Here is a 23061-nt window from a genome sequence, read left to right as displayed (position 1 = left end):
GCGCGAAGATATCGTGCAGCTGGTCGACAAGCGGTGGAACGAGTACTTTGGCACAACCTCTTTCGGAGCCTTTGCAAGATAAGCGGCATTCGAGCATGGTCCAGCCCGGAAACGGCCATAATTGGGAGAAGCGAATCTCGATGAAGGATGTGGTCGAATGCTTCGATTTATGTTCGGCGAACCGAAGCGGGAGGCGGGCGGCAAGCTGCTGGAAGCCTATCGGCTCATGGAGCGGTTTGCAAGCTTGGCCGGCGAACGGGCGGATAACGGACAAGATAAGGATCTTGCGCTTCGCAAATACGAAATATGGACGCAAGGGCTGATCGTATCGCTGGACGAGCTGGAGCAAAGCCATTATGCGGCTCTTCGGTTCAAGGAGCGCATCCGTTCGGCCTCCGTAAGCGAGATGAGCGAGCAGGAGCTGGACGATTATCATCGGTATCTTTATTTCGACAAAAACGGCTTCATCCGGTTGTTTGCCATTTTGGACAAGCTGGGGACGCTGCTCAACGATATGCTGGAGCTTCATACCGAGCGGATCAAGCCGCATTTTTCATATTTTACCGTGCTGCGCAACATGAGAGACCGGAATGTACACCCCGAGCTGACGAAGCTTCTCGACGAAGTGAAAATCCGGACGAAGGACGCCACGAACCGGCTTCGGAAACGGCGGAATACGGAAATTCATTATATGAACGCGGAGATGGTCGACGATTTGGCGTTCAGACGCCGGCTGCCGGAGGAAGAACCGAAGCTTGAAAATATTTCCGCTCAGGCCTATGATTTGAGTGTAGGGATGGAGCTCGTCGTGGATTCGCTCATCATCTGTTTTCGGTTCGCATGCGACTGGCTTCGTACCCGGCAATAGCATGGGGAGGGAGCGGCCTTTGGAGCTGATGGGGAAGACCGCGCTTATAACGGGAAGCGCGTCAGGCTTAGGGAAACGCGTAGCGCTTATGCTCGCGGCGCAAGGGGCTAATATCGTTCTCAACTACAACTCGAGCAAACGGGAGGCGCTTGACCTGCAAGAGCGGCTGGAGCGGATGGGCGTACGGGCTGCCGCCGTGCAAGGCGATATCGCAAGCGCGGAAGGGGCCGAGAAGCTTTCGGACGAAGCGCTCGCTTGGTCGGGAGGCATCGATATTCTGATCAACAACGCCGGACCGTTCGTGCGGGAGCGTCTTCTGTTCGCCGATTACGAAACCGCCGAAATCGCGAGGCTTGTAAACGGCAATTTGCTTGGCGCCATGCTGCTTGACCGGCGCGTCCTGCCGGAGATGCGCCGGCGCAGATGGGGGCGAATCATCCACTTTGGCTTCGGCCATGCGGGCGAGGCAAGAGCTTGGCCGCACCGCGCAGTTTATGCGGCGGCCAAGACGGGGCTTGTTTCGTTTACGAAGTCGCTTGCGGCGGAAGAAGCCCCGAACGGCATCACCGTCAATATGATCGGCCCGGGCGATATCCGGGGATTGCATAAGGAGCAAGGCATTGACGACGTGGCAGCCGCCGGCTTGGAAGGGTCCGCCGGGCGCCCGGGAACGGGCGAGGATATCGCGCGGGTCGTGTTGTTTTTATGCGGCATGCGCTCGGATTTTATAACGGGCAGCGTAATCGACGTGACGGGAGGATACGACCCGATCCGGCCCAATATTCATGAAGCGGCCAATCAGGCGTTGTTCCGCCCCCGGTAGAGAACAGAGGTTTTTTTAAAAATAGGACGGCGGAAGCCGTCTGCGCTTGGATCGAGCCATAACAACAAAAAGAGTCTTGCCCGCAACCTTTTCGGCTGTCGGCAAGACTCTTCCGGTATACCGCAAAAAAGTATTTCACATTAAAATACTTGTACAACTTCCTGTATGCCTTCCACTTCTTCAAAAAGGGCGCGTTCGATACCCGCTTTGAGCGTAATCGTGGAGCTTGGGCAGCTGCCGCAAGCGCCCATCAGGCGAAGCTTGACGATGCCGTCTTCGACGTCGACCAGTTCAACGTCTCCGCCGTCGCGCTGAAGGAACGGGCGAAGCTTATCGAGTACGTCCAATACTTCATCGTACATGACTTGGGATTGATCACTCATTGCATTCATCTCCTTTCTCCCCTATTATAGTACAAAGTAAGTCAATTGAAAATGGATATCAACTTAAGAAAAAGCAAGGTGATCCAAATGATTAAACCGTTAATCGAGTTTTGCGCAAGCAATATGCATCACGGCACGGATAAAATCGTGAAGCTGCTGGAACAAGACGACAAATATGACGTGATCGAATACGGCTGCCTCGGTAACTGCGGCGAATGCTACATGATGCCTTACGCGATCGTCGAAGGCGAAATCGTCTCGGCCGAAACGCCGGAGCAATTGCTGGACAATATTATCGCGACCGTGAAACGGCAGCAGGAGCAGAACGAAGCTTTGGACAAGCTGCTTGACGATCTATAAGCCGATTGTCCGAAAGCTTGAAGCCTCCCGCATTAACCGAAGTGGCGTTTCGATTTCCAGAGCACACCGCTTTTGATCAAGCGAGGAATTCTGCCTTTCATCGTCAAGTCGCCCATTAAGCCGAAGCCGCATTTTTTGCCGAGCGAACCCATCGTGCCTTTCAAATGAATCTTGCCGAGCTTCGGCGTCCGGTCGTTCCAGATCGCATGCAGCACTTCGGCGATTTGCTTGCCTTGCACGCCGGCTACCTGGCCGCTTGGCGAGAACGGCAGGGAAGCGCAGTCGCCGACGATATAAACGTCGTTATGGCTCGGAAGCTGATGGTATTCGTTGATGATCAGGCGTCCTTGCTTGTCCTTCGGCAGATTCATGTCCTGAACGAGCTTAACCGGCTGGATGCCCGCCGTCCATACCGTGACGTCCGTATAAATCGGGGTCGACGGATTGTTGGCGTCATGCAAAATGCCGTCTTCCAGCTTGTATAGCGAAATATGTCCGCGCATCTCGACGTCGTGCTGGCGGAACCATTCGGCCACGAAATGCTGAAGCTTGCCCGGGAATGCCGACATGACGCTTGGTCCGCGGTCGATGATGCGGATATTGAGGTCGGGCCGGCTTTCCCGGAGCTCCGCCGCGATTTCGACGCCGCTCAAGCCGCCGCCGATTACGGATACTTGACCATAGGGTTTCAAATCGTTAAGCAATTGATACGTTTTGCGCGCCGAAGAGAAGGTCTGGATGCTTGTCGAATATTGCTCCGCCCCTTCGATTCCATGGTAATTGTCCGTGCAGCCGAGGCCGATAACAAGCCAATCGTAGGATATCGGATCCTGATCTTCCAGTATGACGAGCTTGTTCTCCAGATCCACTCCCGTCACTTCGCCGAAAGCAAGCGTAAGGCGCGGGTCTTTCGGGAAGGAGACGCGAAGCTCCTTGTCGGAAGCCGTTCCCGCGGCAAGCGCGTAATATTCGGTCTTCAAGCCTTGAAACGGCATGCGGTCGATCAGCGTCATGCTGACGTCTGACGGCAGCTTGTCGACCAGGTCCGAAACGATCGCTTGACCGCCGTAGCCGCCTCCCAAAACAACTAGTTTCTTCATCTTTATATACCTCTCCACTCTGGATGTTAACATGGCAATACCGCCCTTTAAGCCAAGGGCGATATTCCTGTTTTTCCACCACAATAGAATTTCCGAGCATATCGGAGTAATAAATTCTATTTGGCGATAAAACCTGCCTCTAAACGCGGTCGCTCATCTTCGAATGGCCTCGTCAGAGGTTTTAACATATTGGTTCGGGAGCTTTTATTGTAATATGCCCCCGCCGTACAACATTACTCAAATACCTTGATCTCGTTATAGAACGTATCCCGCTCGACCGGTATGCGGCCCGCGCCTTTGACGAGCCATACCAAATCTTCGCGCGTAATGCCTTCGGGAGTCAAAGCGCCCGCCGAGTGGCTGATCCGTTCTTTGACGATCGTACCGTGAACGTCGGATGCCCCCATCGTCAAGGACACCTGCGTCAGCTGCGTGCCGATGTTAATGAAGTACGCTTTAATGTGATTGAAATTGTCAAGCATCAAACGGCTGATCGCGATCGTTTTTAAATCTTCAAATGCGGAATTGCGGCGGCGAATGCCCGCTCTAGGATTTATCGGCTGCATCGACAACGGGATGAAGACCAGGAAGCCGCCCGTTTCGTCCTGCAGCTCCCGGATTTGCATCATATGGCGAATCCGGTCTTCATGAGTCTCGATCGCGCCGTAGAGCATGGTCGTATGCGTCTTTAAGCCAAGCTCGTGGGCGGTGCGGTGCACCTGCAAATATTGGGAGACGTCCGCTTTTTCGACGCGCATTTTTTTGCGGTAATGGTCGGATAATATTTCTGCTCCGCCGCCCGTGAGCGACTCCAGACCGGCCTTCATCAGCTCCTGCAGCACTTCGCGGTAGCTCAGCCCGCTGATGCGGGAATAAAAATCGATTTCCGCAGCGGTGTAAGCCTTAAGCGTAACTTCCGGGAACGCCTCCTTGAGCGCTTTAAGCGAATCGATGTAATATTGGAACGGCACATGCGGATTATGACCGCCGACGATATGAAATTCGCGGACGCCGGGATGATAATGCTGGCTGACGTACTCGACCATCTGCTGTCCGCTTAACGTGTAGGCGCCTTCCTGCCCCTCATCCTTGCGAAAATTGCAGAAAGCGCAGTGGGCTTCGCACACGTTGGTGAAATACAAGCTCATGTTTTCTATAAAATAAACCTTTTTTCCGTTCTTTTTCAGGTTTACTTCATTGGCCATTTGTCCGATGCTAAGAAGATCGTCCGACTGATATAAGAAAACGCCGTCCTCTAAAGTAAGCCGCTCGCCGTTCCGGACTTTCTCCTTAATGGCAAGCATCCGGCTGTCCGCCGTGGGCACGATTATGTTCATCTCAAGCAACACCCTCCTTGTTCCGGTATTTGAACCATTGTCGCGTTCCCGAATCCGAGCAATTTTTAAGACTTTGTGAAAAAAGTAACATATACATCCCGCAAGTATGAAGTTCGCTCCCTATTATAAACCTCGCTCTAAAAATTCGGCAAGCAATTTTAAATGGCATTGACGCCCGTCTCTTGAGCGGCCGGACGAATAGGAGTATACTGAAACCAAGCATGACGATGAGGAGGGATACGCATGATCACGATCAGTGAATCGGCATCCGATAAAATAAAAGAAATGCTGGAGCAGGAAGGAGACCCGGCCCTGTTCCTGCGTATCGGCGTGAAGGAAGGCGGCTGCACCGGTTTTTCCTACGGCATGGGCTTTGACGACGAGCTGCAAGCGGGAGACCAATCGTTCGAGATGAACGGCGTAAAAGTCGTCGTCGACGAAGAAAGCAGCAAATATTTGGTCGGCCTCGAGATCGACTGGAAGGAATCCGCGATGGGCGGCGGCTTTACGATGAACAACCCGAACGCGATCGCGACTTGCGGCTGCGGCTCGTCGTTCCGCACGGCCACGGCTGCGGGCAAACCGGACAGCGATTGCTAATCGAACACAACGGAGGGAAGGCATGCAAAGTGAATGGACTTTGTATGCCTTTTTTTGCTGACGGAAAGGAGGTGCAAGGTGCGGGTACGGCTTGACGGCTCGGATTTAAACGACAGCAGGCTCTCTTGGTTATGCGTGGCCCCGTTTCTTGAACCGCTGCGGGGAAAAAGCGAGGCCCAAAAGGCGTCCGTCTATCGGAACCTGAATGAAGGGCAAAAAGCGCTGTGGATGTTTTACATTTATCATAATCATGCCCGTTCCGAGGCCGAATGCTATTGGTTCGCGTATTACTTCATCGCGGAGCTTCCGGCTTGGGACGAGATCAAAAAAGCAAGCTTGTTTTTCAACCGTCCGGAGCTGTGCCGGGTGTACGAGGGGCTGGAGGAGGCGGTAAGGGCCGTAAACGGGCCGGCCGCAGACGGATGGCGTAAAGCGACAGCGTCGGATTTGGACGCTGACCCCGTATTGCGGCAAACGATCGTTTCGTTATACGAGCGCTATCGAACGGAATCGACCGCGATGATCGAGGCCATGAACGGTTATGTCCGTGCGAACGAAGGGCAATTTATCGAAGCTTAAGGAGGAGTCCCTCGGGGGCACGGTTCTTGCCTGCGGCTGGCGAAGCGGCCGCTGCGCGCAATTTGCCGGAAGGGGAGTCTCACAGTGGCTGGTACATTATGCGAAAGGACTTAACCGGGCGGACGCCGAAATAAGAAAGTAAGCGCAAACATTATTACATATATAAAAGGAAGAGGGAATTTTCGCGATGAATCGTAAACCGATCGAAATATGGCCGGAGGGGCATCCAAACGGGGAATCGCTCAACGGGGAAAAAGCAACGGTTACGCCGTATTTGCTGCAGGCGGACAAGCCGCTTTCCGCCGTTATCGTCTTCCCGGGCGGCGGCTACGGGATGAGGGCCGAGCATGAAGGCAAGCCGATTGCCGAATGGCTGAACCGAATCGGCATTCAAGCTTTCGTGCTGGACTATCGCGTTGCGCCTCACAAGCATCCGGTTCCGATGAACGACGCGAAGCGAGCCGTCCGGCTTGTCCGGAGCAGAGCCGCCGAATTCGGCGTCGATCCGGGCCGGGTAGGCATTCTCGGTTTTTCGGCGGGAGGACACCTTGCATCGACAGTCGGAACGCATCATGACCCGGGGGACGCCGAAAGCGCCGATCCGTTGGAAAGATTCAGCAGCCGGCCGGATTTAATGGTGCTTTGTTATCCGGTTATCACATTGGGCGAATACCGGCACGACGGATCGCGCGTCAATCTGCTCGGCGAGGACGCTCCCGAAGAGCTTGTGGAGCTGCTTTCGAACGAAAAGCAGGTTGCGGCCGATACGCCGCCCGCTTTTTTGTGGCATACCGCGGACGACGGAGCCGTTCCTGTCGAGAACAGTTTGATGTTTGCGGCGGCTTTAAGCCGAAACCGCGTGCCCCATGAGCTGCATGTCTACGAAAGCGGACGCCACGGCCTGGGATTGGCCGAAGCCGAGCCGGAGACGAGCACCTGGCCCATGTTGTGCGAGCGTTGGCTGCGCAGACGCGGATTTATCGATTCTTATTCCGGCTGATACAAGAAAACCGTTTCATAATAGCAAAAAAGACCGCGGCTGTATTTTACAGAACGTGGTCTTTTTTCTTGCGGGGTTGCTTCGGATGATTAATAGACTTGATTAATCTTGTCAATCGGAATGATAACGATGCGGCCGTCATACGCGATTCCCACGGAAGCATTTCCTGTGTTGTTCCCTGCATTAATGAGTCCATTGGTTGTTGTGCCTGCGTTAATGAGTCCAGTCGTGGTACCAGTAGACGTGCCGGCGACAAAGGCAACTGTTCCGCAAATAACTCGGTTGTTATCGGCTCTTTCAATTGTAACAGGAAGCAAGCTTTCGGCACGCGACTGCAGGAATGACACTATATCCATTCGCGTTCCACTCCTTTCTATTCAAGTAATAATATCGTATGCAAATAGAGCGGGACATGCTATAGACTCCTTCTCCAATTGCAATACTTCAAAGATCGGTTGTCCCTTAAAGTCAGTCGGTGATCCAGGGACAAGGAAGGCGGAACCGATGAAATAAGGCATAAAGCGGGCGGGCGGCATTCGGACTGCAGTTTGGCGTCCAGGAGGACTCGGTTACGATCGATGACCCGTTAATGAACGTTATGGATATCCCGTTTGATTCCATCGTTTTTTTGCCCCTGTTCGCGTTATGCATCCGCATCGTCCACTTCAGCGGAATAAGGTGAAGCAATGTCAGTCGCTCCTGAACACTATTATTCTATTAATTCCGATGATATTCCGTTACGGTCAATCGCATATTTCAGAGAGCCGGTTTCCCTATCAGGCAAGCCCGAAAGCGCAACTTCACGTCCCGGCAAAAGCGCAAGATTATGCGAATATACTAATCTATTCGTCCAAACAGTCAATCTCGGAAAATAATAAACTAGTACTATCTGTAAGAGGGAGGAGGCACACAAATGAACAAAGACTCAGGTCATATTAGAACCGTTTTAAACACTGCCGCTGCATTTTTGCTTACTCTTAATCCAGGGACTCCAGTTGCATTTCAATTTGACGGTGGCGGGGTATTAGGGTTATGGCAAGGGACTTTTCAAGGCGTGGACACACTCGGGAACGCGCTCTTTACAAATGTAGTTAACGCTGGAGGTACAACCATTGCCGGGATTACGCGTATCCGTTTAACTTCCATTAATTCTGTAAGCATCTAAATGTCAAGCAGTAACCGAATGCCGCCCTGCTTCAGGCGGCTTCTTACATAATCTTGCGTCCGGGAAGGGACGGCTAGGCTAACGACTGCATAGTATGGAACTATAACGGGCAAAAGGGTGATGGCTTTTGCAGCCGATGCCAAGCTCCATTTTGCAAGGCGTGCCGCCGGGGACCAACATGTTCGTATGGTTCGACTCTTCCGGATTTCTGTTCGCGAAGTTTGAAGGGTTAATCGGCAATACGGCGATATTTTTGGTGGGCGGGAGCTTATTTCTCCGAGTCGATTTGAATTCGATAAAGGCGGTATTGACATGAATCAAAAAAAACGTCCTTCGCTTCGGAAGGACGTCGTTTCCGTTAAGGCCGACCGCGTGTTTCCCGACCCGTACAGCCTGACGCTCCGGCTGACGCCGGAAGAGTCCCGCAAGCTGTTCCTCGCTGCCGCCGCGCAGCCGGCCTTTGCAAGGAAGCTGTCGGCAGCGATACGGGAAGGGAATTTGCCCGCCATCCAAAACATGCTGCGGGCGCGGGGCATTCGTTCAAGCTAATATGCGCGGCTCCGGGCCTTGAGCGGAACGGGTCATGGAGCCGGCGGTTCAAACGTTACTTCGACCTGCACGATTTCGGACCGGCTGGCGATTCTTACCGGAGGTCCCCAGGTGCCGAAGCCGGAGGATACGATCGCATGCAGGCTTCCCTTATGGAGATAGCCGTGGTCAAGCTCGAAGAGCCGCCTCGTAATCCAGTGATTGGGAGCGAATTGTCCCCGGTGCGTATGGCCGGATAACGAAATATCGATGCCGGCTTCGGCGTATTCGTCCAAATCGGACGGCTGATGATCCATCAGGATTAGCGGGCGGCTTTCGTCAAGCCCGGCTGCAAGCTCGGCGGTCGAGAGACGTCCCTCCGGCGTGCGGCCGGCGGACAAGTCTTTGCGTCCGATAATATAGAAGCTGTCGTCTACGAGGACGCTTTCGTCCATCAGCACCCGAATCCCGATCGCCTTCATCTCTTCGACGTAACGGGGGATGTGCCCTCCGATATATTCATGGTTGCCGAGAACGGCGTATACGCCCAGCGGAGCTTTAAGCTTGCGCATGTATTCGGACATGTTGTTGCGGATATAGGGCTCGATATCGTCGTCGATAACGTCCCCCGGCAGCAAAATCAGGTCGGGCTTCATGCGGTCGAGCTCCTTCAGGAGCCGCTTCAAATGCCGGTTGCCGACGATCGTGCCGAGATGAATGTCGGACGCGACGGCGATTCGCAGCTTTTTCCGGCCGCCCGCATCCTTATTGACGGTTACGCGGTACGTTTGCACCGCCGGCGTCCAGGCGTTCCACGAACCCCGGATTAGCAGCGCGCCAAGCATTAGAATGACGATCGTGCCGACTACGATGACGTATTGCCGTGACGTTACGCCAAGCGTCTTGAGTATAAGGGCGGCGATGTTGGCGACCGGAAGGAGCAGCAGCGCATATTCCAGCACGGCGAACCAATACGAGCCGATTAATTTGAATACTCTTGCGGCAAGGCCGATGCCAAAACCGGATACGGATTGGCCCGCCCGGCCGATTAAATAGGAAATGGCGATAAGGACGATAACCGCGGCGTAAACTCCCCGATTCTCAAGCTCGAACAGCGTGTTCAGGTAGACCCAGCCGTTCCAGCCGATATACCAGACCAGCAGTCCGTATGCGATCAGGAACGAAGCGATCATGCCGGCTAATTTGGGCTTCAACATAGGCAAGCCTCCTTATGTTCGAAATGACTTTGACGCAGATTACTATAACACACCGTCTTAAAGGCGGTAAAATGATGTTATTGTGAAAACGGGACAAGACGGCCGGCTTTGACTTTTGGCGGCGGTTCGCGGGATAATGGATAGCAAACGGGAACAGTTTTTTTGCGTTTTTTTGAAATAATAGGATCGATACTGAAATGCTCCGGAACGGTTCGTCTTTTGACAGGACATCGAGAATCGGTTCAGTTTGCTATGGAAATGGAGAGGTTAATAGATGAAATCGCTGGTATTAGCCGAAAAGCCGAGCGTCGCCAAAGAAATCGCGCGCGTGCTTGGCTGCGGGCAAAAACATAAAAGCTATATCGAAGGTCCCCGATATGTCGTCACTTGGGCGCTGGGCCATCTGGTTACGCTGGCCGAACCCGAAGATTACGACGGCAAATACAAAACGTGGAGCCTGGAAGATCTTCCGATCCTGCCGCCCAAGATGAATTTGAAGGTGCTGAAGGAAACTTCCCATCAATATCGGGCGGTAGCCGATCTGTGCCGACGCAAGGATATCGGCGAGCTTATTATCGCGACGGATGCCGGCCGCGAAGGAGAGCTTGTCGCGAGATGGATTATGGAGCTCGTTCATTGGCGGAAGCCGTTCAAGCGGCTGTGGATTTCGTCCCAGACGGACAAGGCGATCCGCGACGGCTTTAACGCCCTGCGGCCCGGCAACGAGTTCGATCATCTGTATGCTTCCGCCGTTTGCCGCGCCGAAGCGGATTGGCTGATCGGCCTTAACGTTACGAGGGCGTTAACGGTGAAATACAATGCGCAGCTGGCTGCCGGACGGGTACAGACGCCTACGCTGGCTATTCTGATGGAGCGCGAGCGGGAGATCAGCCAATTCCGGCCGAAGCCTTATTGGACGATCCAAGCTTCGTACGGGAGCCTGACCGCCCGGTGGCGTTCGGAAACGTCGCCGGACGGCCGGCTGTGGAGCCGGGAGGAAGCCGACGCGGTCGTCTCGCGGCTGAAAGGACGGCCGGCGAAGGTCGAGAAGCTTCGCACCGTCGAGAAAGAAGAGCCGCATCCGCTGGCCTACGACTTGACGGAGCTGCAGCGGGACGCTAACAAGCGGCTCGGCTTCTCCGCCAAACAGACGTCAAGCGTGCTGCAAAGGCTGTACGAGCAGCATAAGCTGGTCACTTATCCGCGGACCGATTCGCGTTATTTGCCAAGCGATATGGTGCCGACTTTGAAAGGGCGGCTCGAAAGCGTCGCGGTCGGCCCTTACGCGCCGCTCGCGCGCAAGCTGCTCCGGGGTTCGCTGCCGATTACGAAGCGGCTCGTGGACGACAGCAAGGTGAGCGATCACCATGCCATTATTCCGACGGAGCAATTCGTCAACCTGACCGCTCTAAGCGCCGACGAGCGCAAGCTGTACGATTTGATCGTTCGCCGTTTTATCGCCTTGTTTTATCCGCCGTACCGATATGCCGAAACAACCGTAACGGTCGCGGCCGGCTCCGAACGTCTCCATGCGAAGGGGCGCATGCAGAAGGAGCTTGGCTGGAAAGAGGCGTACGCCGGGGGACCGGCGGGGAGCGCGGACTTCGAGGAGGACGAAGAGGAGTCCGAACGCGAGCCGGAGCAGCTGCTTCCCGAGCTTCGGGAAGGGGACTCTCTGCCGGAAGGGAAGGTGCAGCTGAAGGAGCTTCAAACGACCCCTCCGGCCCGTTATACGGAGGCTGCGCTGCTTACGCGCATGGAGAAGCACGGACTGGGCACCCCGGCGACCCGGGCGGATATTATCGAGAAGCTGCTCGGAACCGAGACCATCGAACGGCAGCAGAACCGGCTCGTGCCGACCGGCAAAGGCAAGCAGCTTATCGAGCTCGTGGTGGACGAGCTGCAAAGGCCGGAGCTGACCGCCGAATGGGAGCGGGAGCTCGAGCGCATCGCAAAAGGCAAAGGTAATCCGGCGGCGTTTATGTCCGGCATTCGCGAGCAGGCGATAAAATGGGTGGAAGAAGTGAAACGCGAGACGAAGGAATACAAGCCGCATAACGTCACGCATTCCCGTTGCCCGGAATGCGGCAAGCCGCTGCTCGAGGTGAAGGGCAAACGGGGCAAATCGCTCGTATGCAGCGACCGCGAATGCGGCTACCGCCGGGCGGCGGAGCCGGTTCTGTCGAACAAGCGCTGTCCGCAATGCCGCAAGAAGATGGAAATTCATACCGGCAAGGCGGGCAAATATGCGCAATGCCGTCCGTGCAACGTGATCGAGATGCTGGAGGACAAAAAATCCGGCGGACGGATAAGCCGCCACCAGCAAAAACGGCTGATCGACCAATACAGCGATAACGTCACCCTTTCGAACAGCCTTGGCGACGCACTAAAAGCGGCATTGACCAAGCAAAACGAGGATTAAACGAAAAAAGCCGTTCCTTTGAGGCGAAGGAACGGCTTTTGTGATTGGAATGGCTTTAGCCGTAGAAGGAAGAACATCGTTAAGGTTGAGCTTTAGGTCGATATCCCTTTTGTTCAGGAGCGGAGGGGCACCGGAACGGGGGATCGCACGACTGGTCGTCGAAGACGGCTGCGTGACAGTTATGCCCTTTCGGGGTGTCCGGTGGGGATAACTCTCGGTTCCTATTAAATTAAGGCTGCTAGCCACCGTCAATCATCCAAGAGACAACTGTCTCTCTGTCATATGTTATTACTAGCAATACAGATAAGGAGCGTGATAGAGATGGTCGAGCTTCATAGCAGGCAGCTGGCCAGCAAATGGGCCAAAACGAACGCGCTGCTTTCGCATCCCGAACTGGCGCCGCATATTCCTCCGACGGAGCGTTATTCGGGAGCTTCGCTGAAGTCGATGCTGGATAAGTACGGGACCGTGGTGATCAAGCCGATCGTCGGAGCAGGCGGGCACGGCGTCATTAAAGTGCTGAAAAGCGGCGGCCTTTACAGCTATGTTTATTATTCCGCCCGCAGATCGTTCGGCAGCTTCCATGCGCTTAAAGCGTCGCTTGACAAGCTGCGCAAAGGAAAAAGCTACTTGATTCAGAAAGGAATCGAGCTCGCGAAAGTGAACGGACGGCCGATCGATTACCGGGTCAAGTACGTGAAGACGGGGGACGGCTGGCGTTATCGCGCCATCGTAGGACGCATCGCCCGCCAGGGGTTGTTTGTTACGAACTTGTGCCGAGGCGGGACGCTGGTGAAAGGGGCGGAAGGGATACGAAGATCGCTGTCGCCGTCTCAAGTTTATCCGAAAAAACGGGAAATGCGGCGATTGACGGAAACGGCTACGCAAGTGCTTGAGCAGCGGTACCCCGGCATCGGCCAGTTAGGATTCGATTACGGCATCGACAAATCCGGGAAAATATGGATTTTTGAAGTGAACACGAGGCCTCAATGAAACGATAGCTAACGGCATTAAAATATTCGTTTGATAGATTCATAGAGGGCAATTAAAGTTTTTTATAGAGAGCGTTGCGCAATTGGGTGTGTATAAGGATATCCACATCGTCCACACCGTTTTTTCCTCAACATTCGACTCATATTCACAAATCATGCACATGCTATCCACAGTTGGATGTGAATATTTGCATAGTTGTTATATATTTTGGCTGCATGTTAATATGAGGAAGGTAACGAGGAGTACTAGAGAGAAAGGATGTGTGGATGATGGATTTGCTTTCTGACGAGCTGCTTGTCGATACGTACTTTGCAGCCGTACAATACAAGCTAGACCCCGAATTTATTCAAATGCTGCAAACCGAACTAAAACGCCGGCAGATCAATCTTGAAGCGCTCAGCATTAAGCGCTCGGTTCTGGTTAAGCGTTAACGACAAGCGTTCGCCGTTCCATGAATTGCCTGCGCTTCTAATGCCATTCCGCTACATTGACCTCAAAGACATCGCGGCAGCGGGAGCAGCTGCACACATGCCTGCATATGCCCTCACACTCGCCTTCCAACATGATGTGCATCATGACCGAAATCGGCTCGTAAGGCGAATAAGGTCCTTTTAAATCGGTAATCCGCCCCAGATCGTCGGCCGTATTGCCGCATTTGGCGCAAACCGCCGTCAACGGCTCCATTCCGTTGCATACCGGGCAAAACATAAGGGTGTCCCTCCCACAGCAAATTTCCAGGCTGCATCGATTGCAGCAGCGCTATCCATTATCGCCGAGTTTAGGATACCCTTAAGTTTTCTTTTATACCCGTATTATAAACGTCTCAAGCCAAACGGCTGCAAGCTACAGCTTCAAGTTGCTGCTATGTCCCGGAGACAGCTTCGCGGTCGGATCGATATACACTTTCGCGTTGTTGATTGCGGTCGGCGCTTCCCCGAACCCGACGGCGATAAGCTTCAGCTTGCCCGGATAGGTCGTAATGTCGCCGGCGGCAAAGATGCCGGGAATATTCGTTTCCATTCTTGTATCGACGACGATAGAGCCGCCTTCGATCGTAATTCCCCATTCCGATATCGGTCCGAGGGAAGAAACGAAGCCGAAGTTAACGATAACCGCATCGACGTCGACAACCGTTTCCTCTTGCGTCTTCACATGAGTGAGCGTCACTTGCTCGATCTTGCCTTCTCCATGAAGCGCCGTAATTTCGACAGGCGTAATGATCTTGACCGACGATTTCATCAAGTTGTCCACGCTATGCTCATGCGCCCGGAACTTGTCGCGGCGATGGACGAGCGTTACGCTTTCGGCGATCGGCTCCAGCATAAGCGCCCAGTCGACGGCGGAGTCTCCTCCCCCGCTGATCAATACTTTTTGCCCTTTGAATTGCCCCAGATCGCTGACAAAATAATGGAGGTTCTGCTTCTCGTAATCGGAAGCGCCCGGAATTTCCAATCTGCGCGGCTCAAACGCGCCTACGCCGGCCGTTATGATCACGGCTTTGGCGTAATGGGTTCCGCGGTCGGTTACAACTTCGAACAGCCGCTCCTCTTTTTTGTTAACTTGAAGCACCTTTTCTTCCAAGCAAACTTCGGGCTGGAACAGCTTCAGCTGCTCTTTTAGCCGGTCGACCAGCTCCTGGGCCGTTACTTTCGGGAAACCGGCAACGTCGTAAATGTATTTTTCGGGATAAAGCGCAGCGAGCTGTCCGCCCAGCTGCGGCATGCTTTCGATGATTTTTACCGACGCATGGCGCATCCCGCCGTAGAAAGCGGCAAACAGGCCTGCCGGCCCTCCTCCGATAATGATAATGTCCGTCATATTTTGCGAAGAATCTATGTTAGACAAAAAAGGCACCTCCGTTATGTGATTTTCTTTCTCATTATAAGCCTAAAGCCCCGAAGAAAAAAGCCTCCCGTTTGTAGACGGCTCTAAACTTTTTCGTATATTTTACCCTTGAACTTTTAAAGAAAAATAGGTAATATTCTGATGTAACAACGGGATACCCGTTTTTCTCCAAATAATAGAAAGAAAACGGAGACGGCTTATTCGCCTTTTTAAAGGACGGCCGTTTTATAAATCTTTATATTGGATCATATCATCAACACATTCTTGCTAAATGCCGACTCAATCGTTTAGCTGGTTTTGTGTGATTTTTCACATATTGAGGCTGATGAAATAAGCAGACGATTGGATGGGATCATGGAATGAGCAACATACCGAAAATTGTAATCTTGGGAGCCGGCTACGGCGGCATACTTACAGCACTTCGGCTGCAGAAGGAGCTTAATTATAATGAAGCGGACGTAACGCTTGTCAATAAGCATGACTATCATTATATTACGACGCATCTGCATATGCCGGCGGCGGGAACGGATAACCCGGAAAATGCGCGCGTCAATATTTCCAAATTGATCGACGAATTCAAGATCGACTTCGTAAAGTCGACCGTCATTCAGATTCGTCCGCAAGACCGGAAGGTGATTCTGGAGGACGGAACGCTCTCTTACGATTACTTGGTCATCGGCCTTGGCGGGGAACCGGAAACGTTCGGCATTCCGGGACTTAGCGATTATGCGATGAACATCCGCAGCATCAACTCGGTTCGCCTTATCCGCGAGCATATCGAATATCAATTTGCCCGGTACAAAAGAGAGCCGCATCGGACGGATTATTTGACCTTTGTCGTCGGCGGAGCCGGGTTCACCGGAATCGAGTTCGTTGGCGAGCTTTCGGACCGCTTGCCGCAGCTTTGCAAGCAGTTCGACGTCGACCCGACGCTGGTGAAGCTTTATAATATCGAAGCCGCGCCTACGGCTTTGCCCGGTTTCGATTCCGAGCTGGTCGAATACGCCATGCAGGTGCTGACGAAGAAAGGCGTTACGTTCCGAATCGGAACGGCGATCAAAGAATGCAAGCCCGACGGGGTTGTCGTGGGCGAAGGCGAAGAGATCAAGTCCGCCACCGTGATTTGGACGGGCGGCATTCGCGGCAACCGGCTGATCGAGGAAGCGGGTATCGAGACGATGCGCGGGCGCGTTAAAGTCGACGAGCATTTGCGCGTTCCGGGCATGGACAATATTTACGTATTGGGCGATAATTCGCTCGTATTCGGACCGGAAGGGCGGCCATACCCGCCGACGGCGCAAATCGCGATGCAGCAGGGCGTAACATGCGCCCACAATCTGGTCGCTTCGATCCGCAATCAACCGCTTAAAGCGTTTGCGTTCAGCAATAAAGGAACTGTTGCGTCGCTTGGCAAAGGCGAAGCGATCGGCATTGCGTTCGGAAAGAAATATAAAGGCCGCACGGCGGCTTGGCTGAAAAAACTGATCGACCTCCGGTATCTGTTTATTATCGGCGGCATACCGCTTGTGCTGCGCAAAGGGAAGTTTTTCTAATGCGGCACTGCAGCGTACAAGTTCGCGGGTTGCTGACGAGGGAGGAGCTTGACCGCTATAACGCCTTGATGGAGGTCGGCTCTTTTTTGGAATCGCAGTCGAGGTACGATCTTTCCTATATCGTTCAGAAAGAAGTCGATTTGCTCATTCAGCCGGCAATCGAACGCTTGAAGGAGAAGGGCCGGGAGCGCGACCGCGCTACGGAGCGTTATCTGGAAGAGAAGCGGCTTGCGCTTCAGATGGACGAAGATGAGGACGAAAACGAATAATACCGAGAGAACTTCCGTGTCAGGCCTAAGCTGCGCGGAAGTTTTTTGTTCTTTTGTTATTGCCGCCAAAGGCGGTTTGACATAAATTTTTGTAAACTTTTTGCGGCAAGAAGGTGTTGGGAAACAAGCGTGGAACTGTTTTTATATGGATAATTATGGGCAAAAAAGGAGGGGATATCGTGATTAGGAGGATGAATATCCACGGCACGCAGCAGGCGTTCAGCCGTTTGCAGGAGAGCGAGGAGCGCTACCGGCATTTGATCGAGCTTTTGCCTGACGCTCTTGTGGTCTTCGCGGATTATCATATCCTGTACGCTAACTCTTCGGCTGCAAAATTGATAGGGGCCTTCAGCCCCATGGATCTGATCGGCAAATCCATCATGCAGTTTCTGCGTCCCGAAACTTTGCCGGCAATGTTCGAGATGGTCGACGGTTTGATGGAGGGGCACGACCCGTTTAGGCTGTATCACCAGCAGCTTATTCGATTCGACCGTCAGCCGGTAGATATCGAAGCGACGGCCGGCATCATTAAATACGACGGACAGAAGGCAGTCCAACTCATTATCCGGGATGTATCCAAACGCAACAAAATCGAGAAAACGCTTGTCGAAACGGAAAATTTATACCATCATTTGCTTGAAAACACGGTTGCGGGGGTTTTTCTTGCACACGAGCACAAAATACTGTACGCCAATCCTTATTTGGTGAACGTGCTCGGATATACGCTCGAACATTTTCTCCAATTGCGGCCTCTTGAATTCCTTGCGGAGGAGGAGTTCCTTCATTTAAAGGAACGGTTATTCAACGGCAGCCCAAACCTGAAGGTAAGCTTCAACGGCAGGGGGATTACGAAAGACAAGCGATTTATCGATCTGGAAGGCAGCTTTACGCTGGTAACGTTCAACGGGGAGCCTGCCATTCTCGGGACGCTTCACGACGTAACGTTCAAGAAAGAACGGGAGAACGAGCTGCTCGAGTCGTCCAAAATGTATCAGCGGCTGATCAAATTTATACCCGAGCCGATCGTGCTGACCGATCAGGGCTTTATTCTTTATGCCAACAATTCGGCAGCCGAGCTGTTGGGTCTTTCCGGCGAAGAAGAGTGGCTCGGCCAATCGATCTTCTCTTTCATGCACGAAGACGATCATGTTTTAACCGACGCGATGATGAAGAGCATTATGGAAACGGACATGCCTTCGCCTTTCCTCGAGAGGCGGCTGAAATGCAAGGACGGACGAATGATCGAAGCGGAAATGTCCACGATCCGCATTCGCAACTACATGGGGAAGACGGTATTGCTTACCGTTATCCGCGATTTGACGGAGCGGAAAAAATCGGAAGAGATGCTCGTTCGATCCGAGAAGCTGTCGCTGATCGGCCAAATGGCCGCAGGCGTGGCGCATGAAATCCGCAATCCGCTTACGGCGCTCAAAGGCTTTACCCAATTGTTGAAATCGCGGAACCGGACAGACGACAAGCATTATTTCGACATCATGATGAACGAGCTTGACCGGATCAGCCTTATCGTGGACGAATTTATGTCGCTGGCGAAGCCTCAGCCGGCCGAGTTTAAACAAAGCCGCGCCGAACATATCGTGTCCGGCGTCTACTCGCTGCTCGAGTCGCAAGCGATTATGGCCGGCGTCGAGATCCGGCTGGAGCTGGAAAGCGGCCTTCCCGCGATATTGTGCGACGAGAACCAGATTAAGCAGGTCATCGTCAATCTGGTCAAAAACGCCATCGAAGCGATGCCGCACGGAGGGAGCGTTACTTTGTCCGTCAAAAACATGGAGGGAAATCGCGTTCTGATCGCCGTCCAAGATACCGGAACCGGCATTCCGCCGGAGCTGCTTTCGAAAATCGGCGAACCGTTTCTGACGACGAAGGAAAAGGGAACCGGGCTTGGCCTTATGATATGCAACCGGATTGTTGAAGCGCATCATGGCGGCATGCGGATTACGAGCGGCGAAAAAGAAGGGACGAGAGTCGAAATCGTGTTGCCCTCCCATAAAATATGAATGCGTTTACATAATTTGCTAAACGGTATTTGTCGTTGTCCGGTCACTACATAAAGCCCGGGCTGTGCAAACAAATGAATTCCTTCGCTTGCTACAGCCCGGGCTTGTACAATGATCATCCGCATGCGCCGTTGGCGGCCGGATCGATTACAGCTTCAGCATGGCCGCGAATTTGCTCTCGTCCAGCAGATTGCCGACATAGAAGTCGCCGAAATCGCCGTAACGGGCGCTTACTTCGTCAAATCGCATTTCATAAACGAGCTTTTTGAATTGGAGCGGATCGTCGGCAAACAACGTAACGCCCCATTCCCAATTGTCAAAGCCGACCGAGCCAGTAATAATCTGCTTCACCTTGCCGGCGTATTTGCGGCCGATCATGCCGTGGCTTCTCATCATGGCGCGGCGCTCTTCCATGCCGAGCATATACCAATTGTCGCTTCCTTCCCTGCGCTTGTTCATCGGATAGAAGCAAATATGGCTCGCTTTCGGCAGAATCGGCTTAAGACGCGCGACAACCTCGGGATTTTCCATCGGGTCGCCGCTGCCTCCCATATAATTGCTAAGCTCCACTACGCTTACGTAGGAATAAGCCGGTTTCGTAAACCCGGCAAACAGCGTCTTGTTGAATGCGGTCTCCATATCGTTAAGCTCTTCGAGCGTTTCGCGCAAATGCATAAAGACGAAGTCGGCCTTCTGTCCGACAATGGAATAAACGGCGGTGCTTCCTTGCTTGTTTTCCTCCGTTTGAGCCCATTCCCGCAGGAAGCCGCTCAGCTCGTCCAACGCATGGGCGCGGACGTCGTCGTCGGCTTCGCGCCAGGCTTGCCAGTCGATTGCGCGGAAATCGTGCAAGGCGTACCAGCCTTCCAATGTTTGTGCTGCTTCACTCATCGTATAATCCCGCCTTTCATTCTGTCATATCTATCCTAATTGTATCGTAACCGTTCCGATAAGAGCAAATGGCGGTCTTGTGACAAAAGACGAAAGCGCTGCCGCGAGGAATTGACTTCCGTTATTCCATTATTTAAACTATTTTCTAAAGCTGGAAAGGGGACTAACGCGGAAATGATTCAACTTATCGTAGCCATGGTTTTGTTTTTTGTCATGATGTTCGGCATCGGCTTTATTCTCAATATGCTGCTGAAGACGACATGGTTTCCAATTTATCTGTTTATCATTGTGCTTGTCCCTCTGGGCATCTGGTGGACCTGGGACGACTCGGCGTCGGTAACCGCCAACTTTACCGCTTTTACGATCGTCGATCTGCTGCCGGCGTTCGGGGCTTTGATCGGCGCTTACGTAAGCGGCTGGGCGATTCGGGCGTTGCGCCGCGGCGGCTACAAAATGTTTTAGGAATAACGAACTCGGGAGAAAACGGCTTAAAGACTGCTGCGGGGCAGACGGGCCGTTTTTTTTGTTTAAAAATACGAGATTTTAAAGAGTCGGTTCTTCGGGCGTTTCATTTTCCGGGTTTTTCCAACCTTACCGGTAGTATCCCATATGCTCAGGAGAACTGAGCTCAGGATTACTTCTTGTCGTCAGTCAAACTTGCAGCGTGTCCCGCAGGGACGAAAGCGCTCATTGCACGCAAGGCTGGACGGGCGTCTCGGAAGCGGGTATCGTTATTTCCTTTTGGGGTGGCCTTCAGGGGCAAAGCCCCTTGGGGTCCCCCTTACGACAAGGGGGATTTAGGGGAGAGTCCTTCTAAAAGGTTGGATTTATAAACATTATAACGTTATATTTACTATTCTCCAGCGTTGTGCTATGCTAACTGTATTGTTAGGTCCAAGAGGGAATGCGGGAGGTGAGGCCGAAATGAAGCAACGGATCGTTGTGCGGCATGTGCTGCCTGTCGGACGGACGTCCGCCGTCGATATCGTAATCGAGGACGGTTATATCCGGCGGATTGCCGAAGCCGGCACCGTTGAAGGAGAGGACGGCTTCGACGGTAGAGGAATGTACGTGTCGAGCGGCTGGATCGATATGCATGTTCATGCTTTCTCCGAGTTCCAGCCTTACGGCGACGATACGGACGAGATTGGCGTCAAGCAGGGGGTGACCGTCATCGTGGACGCCGGCAGCTGCGGCGCCGATCGGATTGCCGACCTGGCTGCGCATTCGGGCAAGGCCAAGACGAAAGTGTTTGCCTTTTTAAATATTTCTTCCATTGGCTTGGAACGCGTCGATGAGCTGTCGAATCCGGAATGGATTCGCCGGGACAAAGCGGCCGAAGCGGTCCGCATGTTCCCGGATTTTATCGTCGGGCTGAAGGCGAGAATGAGCCGGAGCGTCGTCAAGGATAGCGGCATCCGGCCGCTTGTTCTGGCCCGCTTGATGTCCGACGAAACCTCGCTGCCGCTGATGGTGCACATCGGCTCGGCGCCGCCCCGCGTCGAAGAAGTGCTGGGCCTGCTCGAAAAGAACGATATCGTCACGCATTATTTGCACGGCAAAGCGAACAGCCTGTTTACGGACGACGGCAAGCCCAAACCCGAGCTGCTATCGGCCGTTCGGCGCGGCGTAAAGCTGGACGTCGGGCACGGGACCGCCAGCTTCTCGTTCCGTACCGCGGAATACGCCAAAGCGTGCGGCATCTCGTTCGACACGATCAGCACCGATATTTACCGCGGCAACCGGCTGCGGGGACCTGTCTTCAGCCTGGCAAGCGTGTTGACCAAATTTCTGCATCTTGGCTACAGTCTGGAGGACGTGATCGGCGCCGTTACCGCCAAGCCTGCCGAGTGGCTCGGCCGCCCCGAGCTGGGGCGGATCCAGGAGGGCGACAAAGCGAACCTGACATTGTTTGCATTGAAGCGGGGTAGAGCCGTGCTTGTCGATTCCGAGGGCGAGCGGCGCGAAGCCGATATTTCCCTTCAACCTAAAGGAGCGATTGTAGATGGCGAATTCATTGAATGCTAAATACGGGTTAAAGCGGGTGATCAACGCAAGCGGCAGAATGAGCATACTCGGCGTGTCCGCCCCGACGGATACGGTGATGGAAGCGATGAGAATCGGGGGACAGCAATATGTCGAAATCGCCGATCTCGTCGACAAGGCCGGCGATTATATCGCCCGCATCATCGGCTCGGAAGCCGCGGTCGTCGTCAACTCCGCATCCAGCGGCATCGCGCTGTCGGTCGCGGCCGTCGTGACGGAAGGAAACCGCCGCAGGAGCGAAAAGCTTCATCAGGAGCCCATCGCCAAAAACGAAATCATTATGCTGAAGGGTCATAACGTCCAATACGGCGCGCCTGTCGAAACGATGGTTGCGCTCGGCGGCGGCCGCCTTGTGGAGGCCGGGTATGCCAACGAGGGACGCAAGGAGCATATCGAGGATGCGATTACCGAATTTACGGCGGCCATCTTGTACGTCAAGTCGCATCATTGCGTGCAGAAAAACATGATTTCGGTGGAAGAAGCATGGGAAATCGCGCAGCGCCGCAGCATTCCGCTTATCGTGGACGCGGCGGCCGAGGAAGATCTGCGGAAATACGTGAAAGTATCCGATCTGGCCATCTACAGCGGCTCCAAAGCGGTCGAAGGGCCGACCTCCGGCATCGTCGGCGGCAAGCGGCAGTATATCGAATGGCTCAAGGTGCAGCTGCACGGGATCGGGCGCAGTATGAAAGTAGGCAAAGAAACGACGTTCGGCCTGCTGCAGGCGCTCGACGAATACACGGCGAAGGAAGACAGGAGCGCCGAGGAGAAAGCGTCGCTTGAAGCGCTTATGCCCTTGAACGGCATTCCGGGCGTGAAAGTGACGATCGTCCAGGACGAAGCGGGAAGGGCGATTTACCGCGGACGCATTCAGATCGACGAGCAATCGGCCGGCTTATCGGCGAAACAGGTGAACGACGCGCTGAGGGAAGGCGAGATTGCGATTTATACCCGCGATTACGGCGTCCGCCAAGGTTATTTCGATATTGATCCGCGCCCGCTGACGGGCGACGATATCCATGTCATCGCGGCGCGAATTCGCGCCGTCGCAGGAGGGGAATAAT

At 53.7% G+C, this 23061-nt stretch carries 26 protein-coding genes; 18 read left to right on the top strand and 8 right to left on the bottom strand.

What is annotated here, in order from left to right:
• Positions 1-157 precede the first annotated feature (157 nt).
• Together ACFSW5_RS02850 and ACFSW5_RS02845 are read left to right on the top strand one after the other, a co-directional pair.
• Positions 158-868, top strand: coding sequence for a Cthe_2314 family HEPN domain-containing protein (locus ACFSW5_RS02850; RefSeq protein ID WP_379269544.1), 711 nt, complete (start codon positions 158-160; stop codon positions 866-868).
• Between the two features lie 19 nt (positions 869-887).
• Positions 888-1691, top strand: coding sequence for an SDR family oxidoreductase (locus ACFSW5_RS02845; protein WP_379269541.1), 804 nt, complete (start codon positions 888-890; stop codon positions 1689-1691).
• A gap of 140 nt (positions 1692-1831) precedes the next feature.
• On the opposite strand, the gene ACFSW5_RS02840 is transcribed toward ACFSW5_RS02845, so the two are convergent.
• On the bottom strand, positions 1832-2074 hold the full coding sequence (locus ACFSW5_RS02840; protein ID WP_379269539.1) for a NifU family protein: 243 nt from the start codon (positions 2072-2074) through the stop codon (positions 1832-1834).
• 90 nt (positions 2075-2164) lie between these two features.
• Here ACFSW5_RS02840 and ACFSW5_RS02835 point away from each other — a divergent pair, with 90 nt between their 5' ends.
• Positions 2165-2434, top strand: a complete 270-nt coding sequence (locus ACFSW5_RS02835) for a YuzB family protein (RefSeq protein ID WP_379269833.1) — start codon at positions 2165-2167, stop codon at positions 2432-2434.
• Positions 2435-2466: 32 nt separating this feature from the next.
• Here ACFSW5_RS02835 and ACFSW5_RS02830 read toward each other — a convergent pair whose 3' ends face one another.
• Entirely contained in the window at positions 2467-3534 is a 1068-nt protein-coding gene (locus ACFSW5_RS02830) for an NAD(P)/FAD-dependent oxidoreductase (protein WP_379269537.1), read from the bottom strand.
• 233 nt (positions 3535-3767) lie between these two features.
• Complete coding sequence (mqnE, locus tag ACFSW5_RS02825; protein ID WP_379269535.1) at positions 3768-4871, bottom strand: aminofutalosine synthase MqnE; 1104 nt, start codon at positions 4869-4871, stop codon at positions 3768-3770.
• Between the two features lie 243 nt (positions 4872-5114).
• Here mqnE and erpA point away from each other — a divergent pair, with 243 nt between their 5' ends.
• The 3 genes from erpA to ACFSW5_RS02810 all read left to right on the top strand — a co-directional run bounded on the left by erpA (position 5115) and on the right by ACFSW5_RS02810 (position 7050).
• The gene (gene erpA / locus ACFSW5_RS02820; protein ID WP_379269533.1) at positions 5115-5471 is read left to right on the top strand and encodes an iron-sulfur cluster insertion protein ErpA; all 357 of its coding nucleotides are present in this window, start codon (positions 5115-5117) and stop codon (positions 5469-5471) included.
• 78 nt (positions 5472-5549) lie between these two features.
• Positions 5550-6050, top strand: a complete 501-nt coding sequence (locus ACFSW5_RS02815; protein WP_379269531.1) for a hypothetical protein — start codon at positions 5550-5552, stop codon at positions 6048-6050.
• A 187-nt stretch (positions 6051-6237) separates the two neighbouring features.
• Positions 6238-7050, top strand: coding sequence for an alpha/beta hydrolase (locus ACFSW5_RS02810; protein WP_379269529.1), 813 nt, complete (start codon positions 6238-6240; stop codon positions 7048-7050).
• An 89-nt stretch (positions 7051-7139) separates the two neighbouring features.
• On the opposite strand, the gene ACFSW5_RS02805 is transcribed toward ACFSW5_RS02810, so the two are convergent.
• Positions 7140-7406: a hypothetical protein gene (locus ACFSW5_RS02805; protein ID WP_379269527.1), complete on the bottom strand. Its 267-nt coding sequence runs from the start codon at positions 7404-7406 to the stop codon at positions 7140-7142.
• A gap of 557 nt (positions 7407-7963) precedes the next feature.
• Between ACFSW5_RS02805 and ACFSW5_RS02800 the strand changes: the two genes are divergently transcribed.
• From ACFSW5_RS02800 to ACFSW5_RS02790, 3 genes are all read left to right on the top strand, one after another.
• Complete coding sequence (locus tag ACFSW5_RS02800) at positions 7964-8215, top strand: hypothetical protein (protein ID WP_379269525.1); 252 nt, start codon at positions 7964-7966, stop codon at positions 8213-8215.
• A gap of 127 nt (positions 8216-8342) precedes the next feature.
• Positions 8343-8531 carry a hypothetical protein gene (locus tag ACFSW5_RS02795; RefSeq protein ID WP_379269523.1) on the top strand — a complete coding sequence of 63 codons (189 nt, stop codon included), beginning with the start codon at positions 8343-8345 and terminating at the stop codon, positions 8529-8531.
• Positions 8528-8764 carry a hypothetical protein gene (locus tag ACFSW5_RS02790; protein ID WP_379269521.1) on the top strand — a complete coding sequence of 79 codons (237 nt, stop codon included), beginning with the start codon at positions 8528-8530 and terminating at the stop codon, positions 8762-8764. The genes ACFSW5_RS02795 and ACFSW5_RS02790 overlap by 4 nt, the downstream gene beginning before the upstream one ends.
• Before the next feature lie 32 nt (positions 8765-8796).
• Here the strand turns inward: ACFSW5_RS02790 and ACFSW5_RS02785 are convergent, their stop codons facing one another.
• Complete coding sequence (locus ACFSW5_RS02785) at positions 8797-9960, bottom strand: metallophosphoesterase (RefSeq protein ID WP_379269519.1); 1164 nt, start codon at positions 9958-9960, stop codon at positions 8797-8799.
• 274 nt (positions 9961-10234) lie between these two features.
• Between ACFSW5_RS02785 and ACFSW5_RS02780 the strand changes: the two genes are divergently transcribed.
• The 3 genes from ACFSW5_RS02780 to sda all read left to right on the top strand — a co-directional run bounded on the left by ACFSW5_RS02780 (position 10235) and on the right by sda (position 13806).
• Entirely contained in the window at positions 10235-12382 is a 2148-nt protein-coding gene (locus tag ACFSW5_RS02780; RefSeq protein WP_379269517.1) for a DNA topoisomerase III, read from the top strand.
• A 321-nt stretch (positions 12383-12703) separates the two neighbouring features.
• Complete coding sequence (locus ACFSW5_RS02775) at positions 12704-13375, top strand: YheC/YheD family protein (RefSeq protein ID WP_379269514.1); 672 nt, start codon at positions 12704-12706, stop codon at positions 13373-13375.
• A 269-nt stretch (positions 13376-13644) separates the two neighbouring features.
• Positions 13645-13806, top strand: coding sequence for a sporulation histidine kinase inhibitor Sda (gene sda, locus ACFSW5_RS02770; protein WP_379269512.1), 162 nt, complete (start codon positions 13645-13647; stop codon positions 13804-13806).
• 37 nt (positions 13807-13843) lie between these two features.
• On the opposite strand, the gene ACFSW5_RS02765 is transcribed toward sda, so the two are convergent.
• On the bottom strand, positions 13844-14083 hold the full coding sequence (locus tag ACFSW5_RS02765) for a hypothetical protein (protein WP_379269510.1): 240 nt from the start codon (positions 14081-14083) through the stop codon (positions 13844-13846).
• Between the two features lie 135 nt (positions 14084-14218).
• Positions 14219-15193, bottom strand: coding sequence for an NAD(P)/FAD-dependent oxidoreductase (locus ACFSW5_RS02760; RefSeq protein WP_379269831.1), 975 nt, complete (start codon positions 15191-15193; stop codon positions 14219-14221).
• Between the two features lie 386 nt (positions 15194-15579).
• On the opposite strand from ACFSW5_RS02760, the gene ACFSW5_RS02755 reads away from it, so the two are divergent.
• From ACFSW5_RS02755 to ACFSW5_RS02745, 3 genes are all read left to right on the top strand, one after another.
• A complete protein-coding gene (locus ACFSW5_RS02755) occupies positions 15580-16773 on the top strand; it encodes an NAD(P)/FAD-dependent oxidoreductase (protein WP_379269508.1) in 1194 nt (397 codons plus the stop codon).
• Entirely contained in the window at positions 16773-17042 is a 270-nt protein-coding gene (locus ACFSW5_RS02750; protein ID WP_379269506.1) for a hypothetical protein, read from the top strand. The genes ACFSW5_RS02755 and ACFSW5_RS02750 overlap by 1 nt, the downstream gene beginning before the upstream one ends.
• A gap of 179 nt (positions 17043-17221) precedes the next feature.
• A complete protein-coding gene (locus ACFSW5_RS02745; protein ID WP_379269504.1) occupies positions 17222-19060 on the top strand; it encodes a PAS domain S-box protein in 1839 nt (612 codons plus the stop codon).
• A 147-nt stretch (positions 19061-19207) separates the two neighbouring features.
• Here the strand turns inward: ACFSW5_RS02745 and hemQ are convergent, their stop codons facing one another.
• Positions 19208-19951 carry a hydrogen peroxide-dependent heme synthase gene (hemQ, locus tag ACFSW5_RS02740; protein WP_379269502.1) on the bottom strand — a complete coding sequence of 248 codons (744 nt, stop codon included), beginning with the start codon at positions 19949-19951 and terminating at the stop codon, positions 19208-19210.
• 174 nt (positions 19952-20125) lie between these two features.
• On the opposite strand from hemQ, the gene ACFSW5_RS02735 reads away from it, so the two are divergent.
• The 3 genes from ACFSW5_RS02735 to ACFSW5_RS02725 all read left to right on the top strand — a co-directional run bounded on the left by ACFSW5_RS02735 (position 20126) and on the right by ACFSW5_RS02725 (position 23060).
• A complete protein-coding gene (locus tag ACFSW5_RS02735) occupies positions 20126-20413 on the top strand; it encodes a YuiB family protein (RefSeq protein ID WP_379269500.1) in 288 nt (95 codons plus the stop codon).
• Positions 20414-20875: 462 nt separating this feature from the next.
• Positions 20876-21979, top strand: a complete 1104-nt coding sequence (locus ACFSW5_RS02730; RefSeq protein WP_379269498.1) for an amidohydrolase/deacetylase family metallohydrolase — start codon at positions 20876-20878, stop codon at positions 21977-21979.
• On the top strand, positions 21957-23060 hold the full coding sequence (locus ACFSW5_RS02725; RefSeq protein ID WP_379269496.1) for a DgaE family pyridoxal phosphate-dependent ammonia lyase: 1104 nt from the start codon (positions 21957-21959) through the stop codon (positions 23058-23060). The genes ACFSW5_RS02730 and ACFSW5_RS02725 overlap by 23 nt, the downstream gene beginning before the upstream one ends.
• The last annotated feature ends 1 nt before the right edge of the window (position 23061 follow it).

Origin of the sequence: Paenibacillus thailandensis (assembly GCF_042685365.1) — a bacterium.
Lineage (GTDB): Bacteria > Bacillota > Bacilli > Paenibacillales > Paenibacillaceae > Paenibacillus_AP > Paenibacillus_AP thailandensis.
Note: the sequence above shows the minus strand (reverse complement) of the source record. Positions and strands in the feature narration are given on the sequence as shown.

Bases quoted from the DNA above. Each gene is read 5' to 3' on its own strand.
- ACFSW5_RS02765 (WP_379269510.1), bottom strand. From the start codon at position 14,083: ATGTTTTGCCCGGTATGCAACGGAATGGAGCCGTTGACGGCGGTTTGC.
- ACFSW5_RS02840 (WP_379269539.1), bottom strand. From the start codon at position 2,074: ATGAGTGATCAATCCCAAGTCATGTACGATGAAGTATTGGACGTACTC.
- ACFSW5_RS02775 (WP_379269514.1), top strand. From the start codon at position 12,704: ATGGTCGAGCTTCATAGCAGGCAGCTGGCCAGCAAATGGGCCAAAACG.
- ACFSW5_RS02730 (WP_379269498.1), top strand. From the start codon at position 20,876: ATGAAGCAACGGATCGTTGTGCGGCATGTGCTGCCTGTCGGACGGACG.
- ACFSW5_RS02750 (WP_379269506.1), top strand. From the start codon at position 16,773: ATGCGGCACTGCAGCGTACAAGTTCGCGGGTTGCTGACGAGGGAGGAG.
- ACFSW5_RS02755 (WP_379269508.1), top strand. From the start codon at position 15,580: ATGAGCAACATACCGAAAATTGTAATCTTGGGAGCCGGCTACGGCGGC.
- sda (WP_379269512.1), top strand. From the start codon at position 13,645: ATGGATTTGCTTTCTGACGAGCTGCTTGTCGATACGTACTTTGCAGCC.
- ACFSW5_RS02850 (WP_379269544.1), top strand. From the start codon at position 158: ATGCTTCGATTTATGTTCGGCGAACCGAAGCGGGAGGCGGGCGGCAAG.
- ACFSW5_RS02800 (WP_379269525.1), top strand. From the start codon at position 7,964: ATGAACAAAGACTCAGGTCATATTAGAACCGTTTTAAACACTGCCGCT.
- ACFSW5_RS02805 (WP_379269527.1), bottom strand. From the start codon at position 7,406: ATGGATATAGTGTCATTCCTGCAGTCGCGTGCCGAAAGCTTGCTTCCT.
- ACFSW5_RS02725 (WP_379269496.1), top strand. From the start codon at position 21,957: ATGGCGAATTCATTGAATGCTAAATACGGGTTAAAGCGGGTGATCAAC.
- mqnE (WP_379269535.1), bottom strand. From the start codon at position 4,871: ATGAACATAATCGTGCCCACGGCGGACAGCCGGATGCTTGCCATTAAG.
- ACFSW5_RS02810 (WP_379269529.1), top strand. From the start codon at position 6,238: ATGAATCGTAAACCGATCGAAATATGGCCGGAGGGGCATCCAAACGGG.
- erpA (WP_379269533.1), top strand. From the start codon at position 5,115: ATGATCACGATCAGTGAATCGGCATCCGATAAAATAAAAGAAATGCTG.
- ACFSW5_RS02790 (WP_379269521.1), top strand. From the start codon at position 8,528: ATGAATCAAAAAAAACGTCCTTCGCTTCGGAAGGACGTCGTTTCCGTT.
- ACFSW5_RS02830 (WP_379269537.1), bottom strand. From the start codon at position 3,534: ATGAAGAAACTAGTTGTTTTGGGAGGCGGCTACGGCGGTCAAGCGATC.
- hemQ (WP_379269502.1), bottom strand. From the start codon at position 19,951: ATGAGTGAAGCAGCACAAACATTGGAAGGCTGGTACGCCTTGCACGAT.
- ACFSW5_RS02785 (WP_379269519.1), bottom strand. From the start codon at position 9,960: ATGTTGAAGCCCAAATTAGCCGGCATGATCGCTTCGTTCCTGATCGCA.
- ACFSW5_RS02760 (WP_379269831.1), bottom strand. From the start codon at position 15,193: ATGACGGACATTATCATTATCGGAGGAGGGCCGGCAGGCCTGTTTGCC.
- ACFSW5_RS02780 (WP_379269517.1), top strand. From the start codon at position 10,235: ATGAAATCGCTGGTATTAGCCGAAAAGCCGAGCGTCGCCAAAGAAATC.
- ACFSW5_RS02735 (WP_379269500.1), top strand. From the start codon at position 20,126: ATGATTCAACTTATCGTAGCCATGGTTTTGTTTTTTGTCATGATGTTC.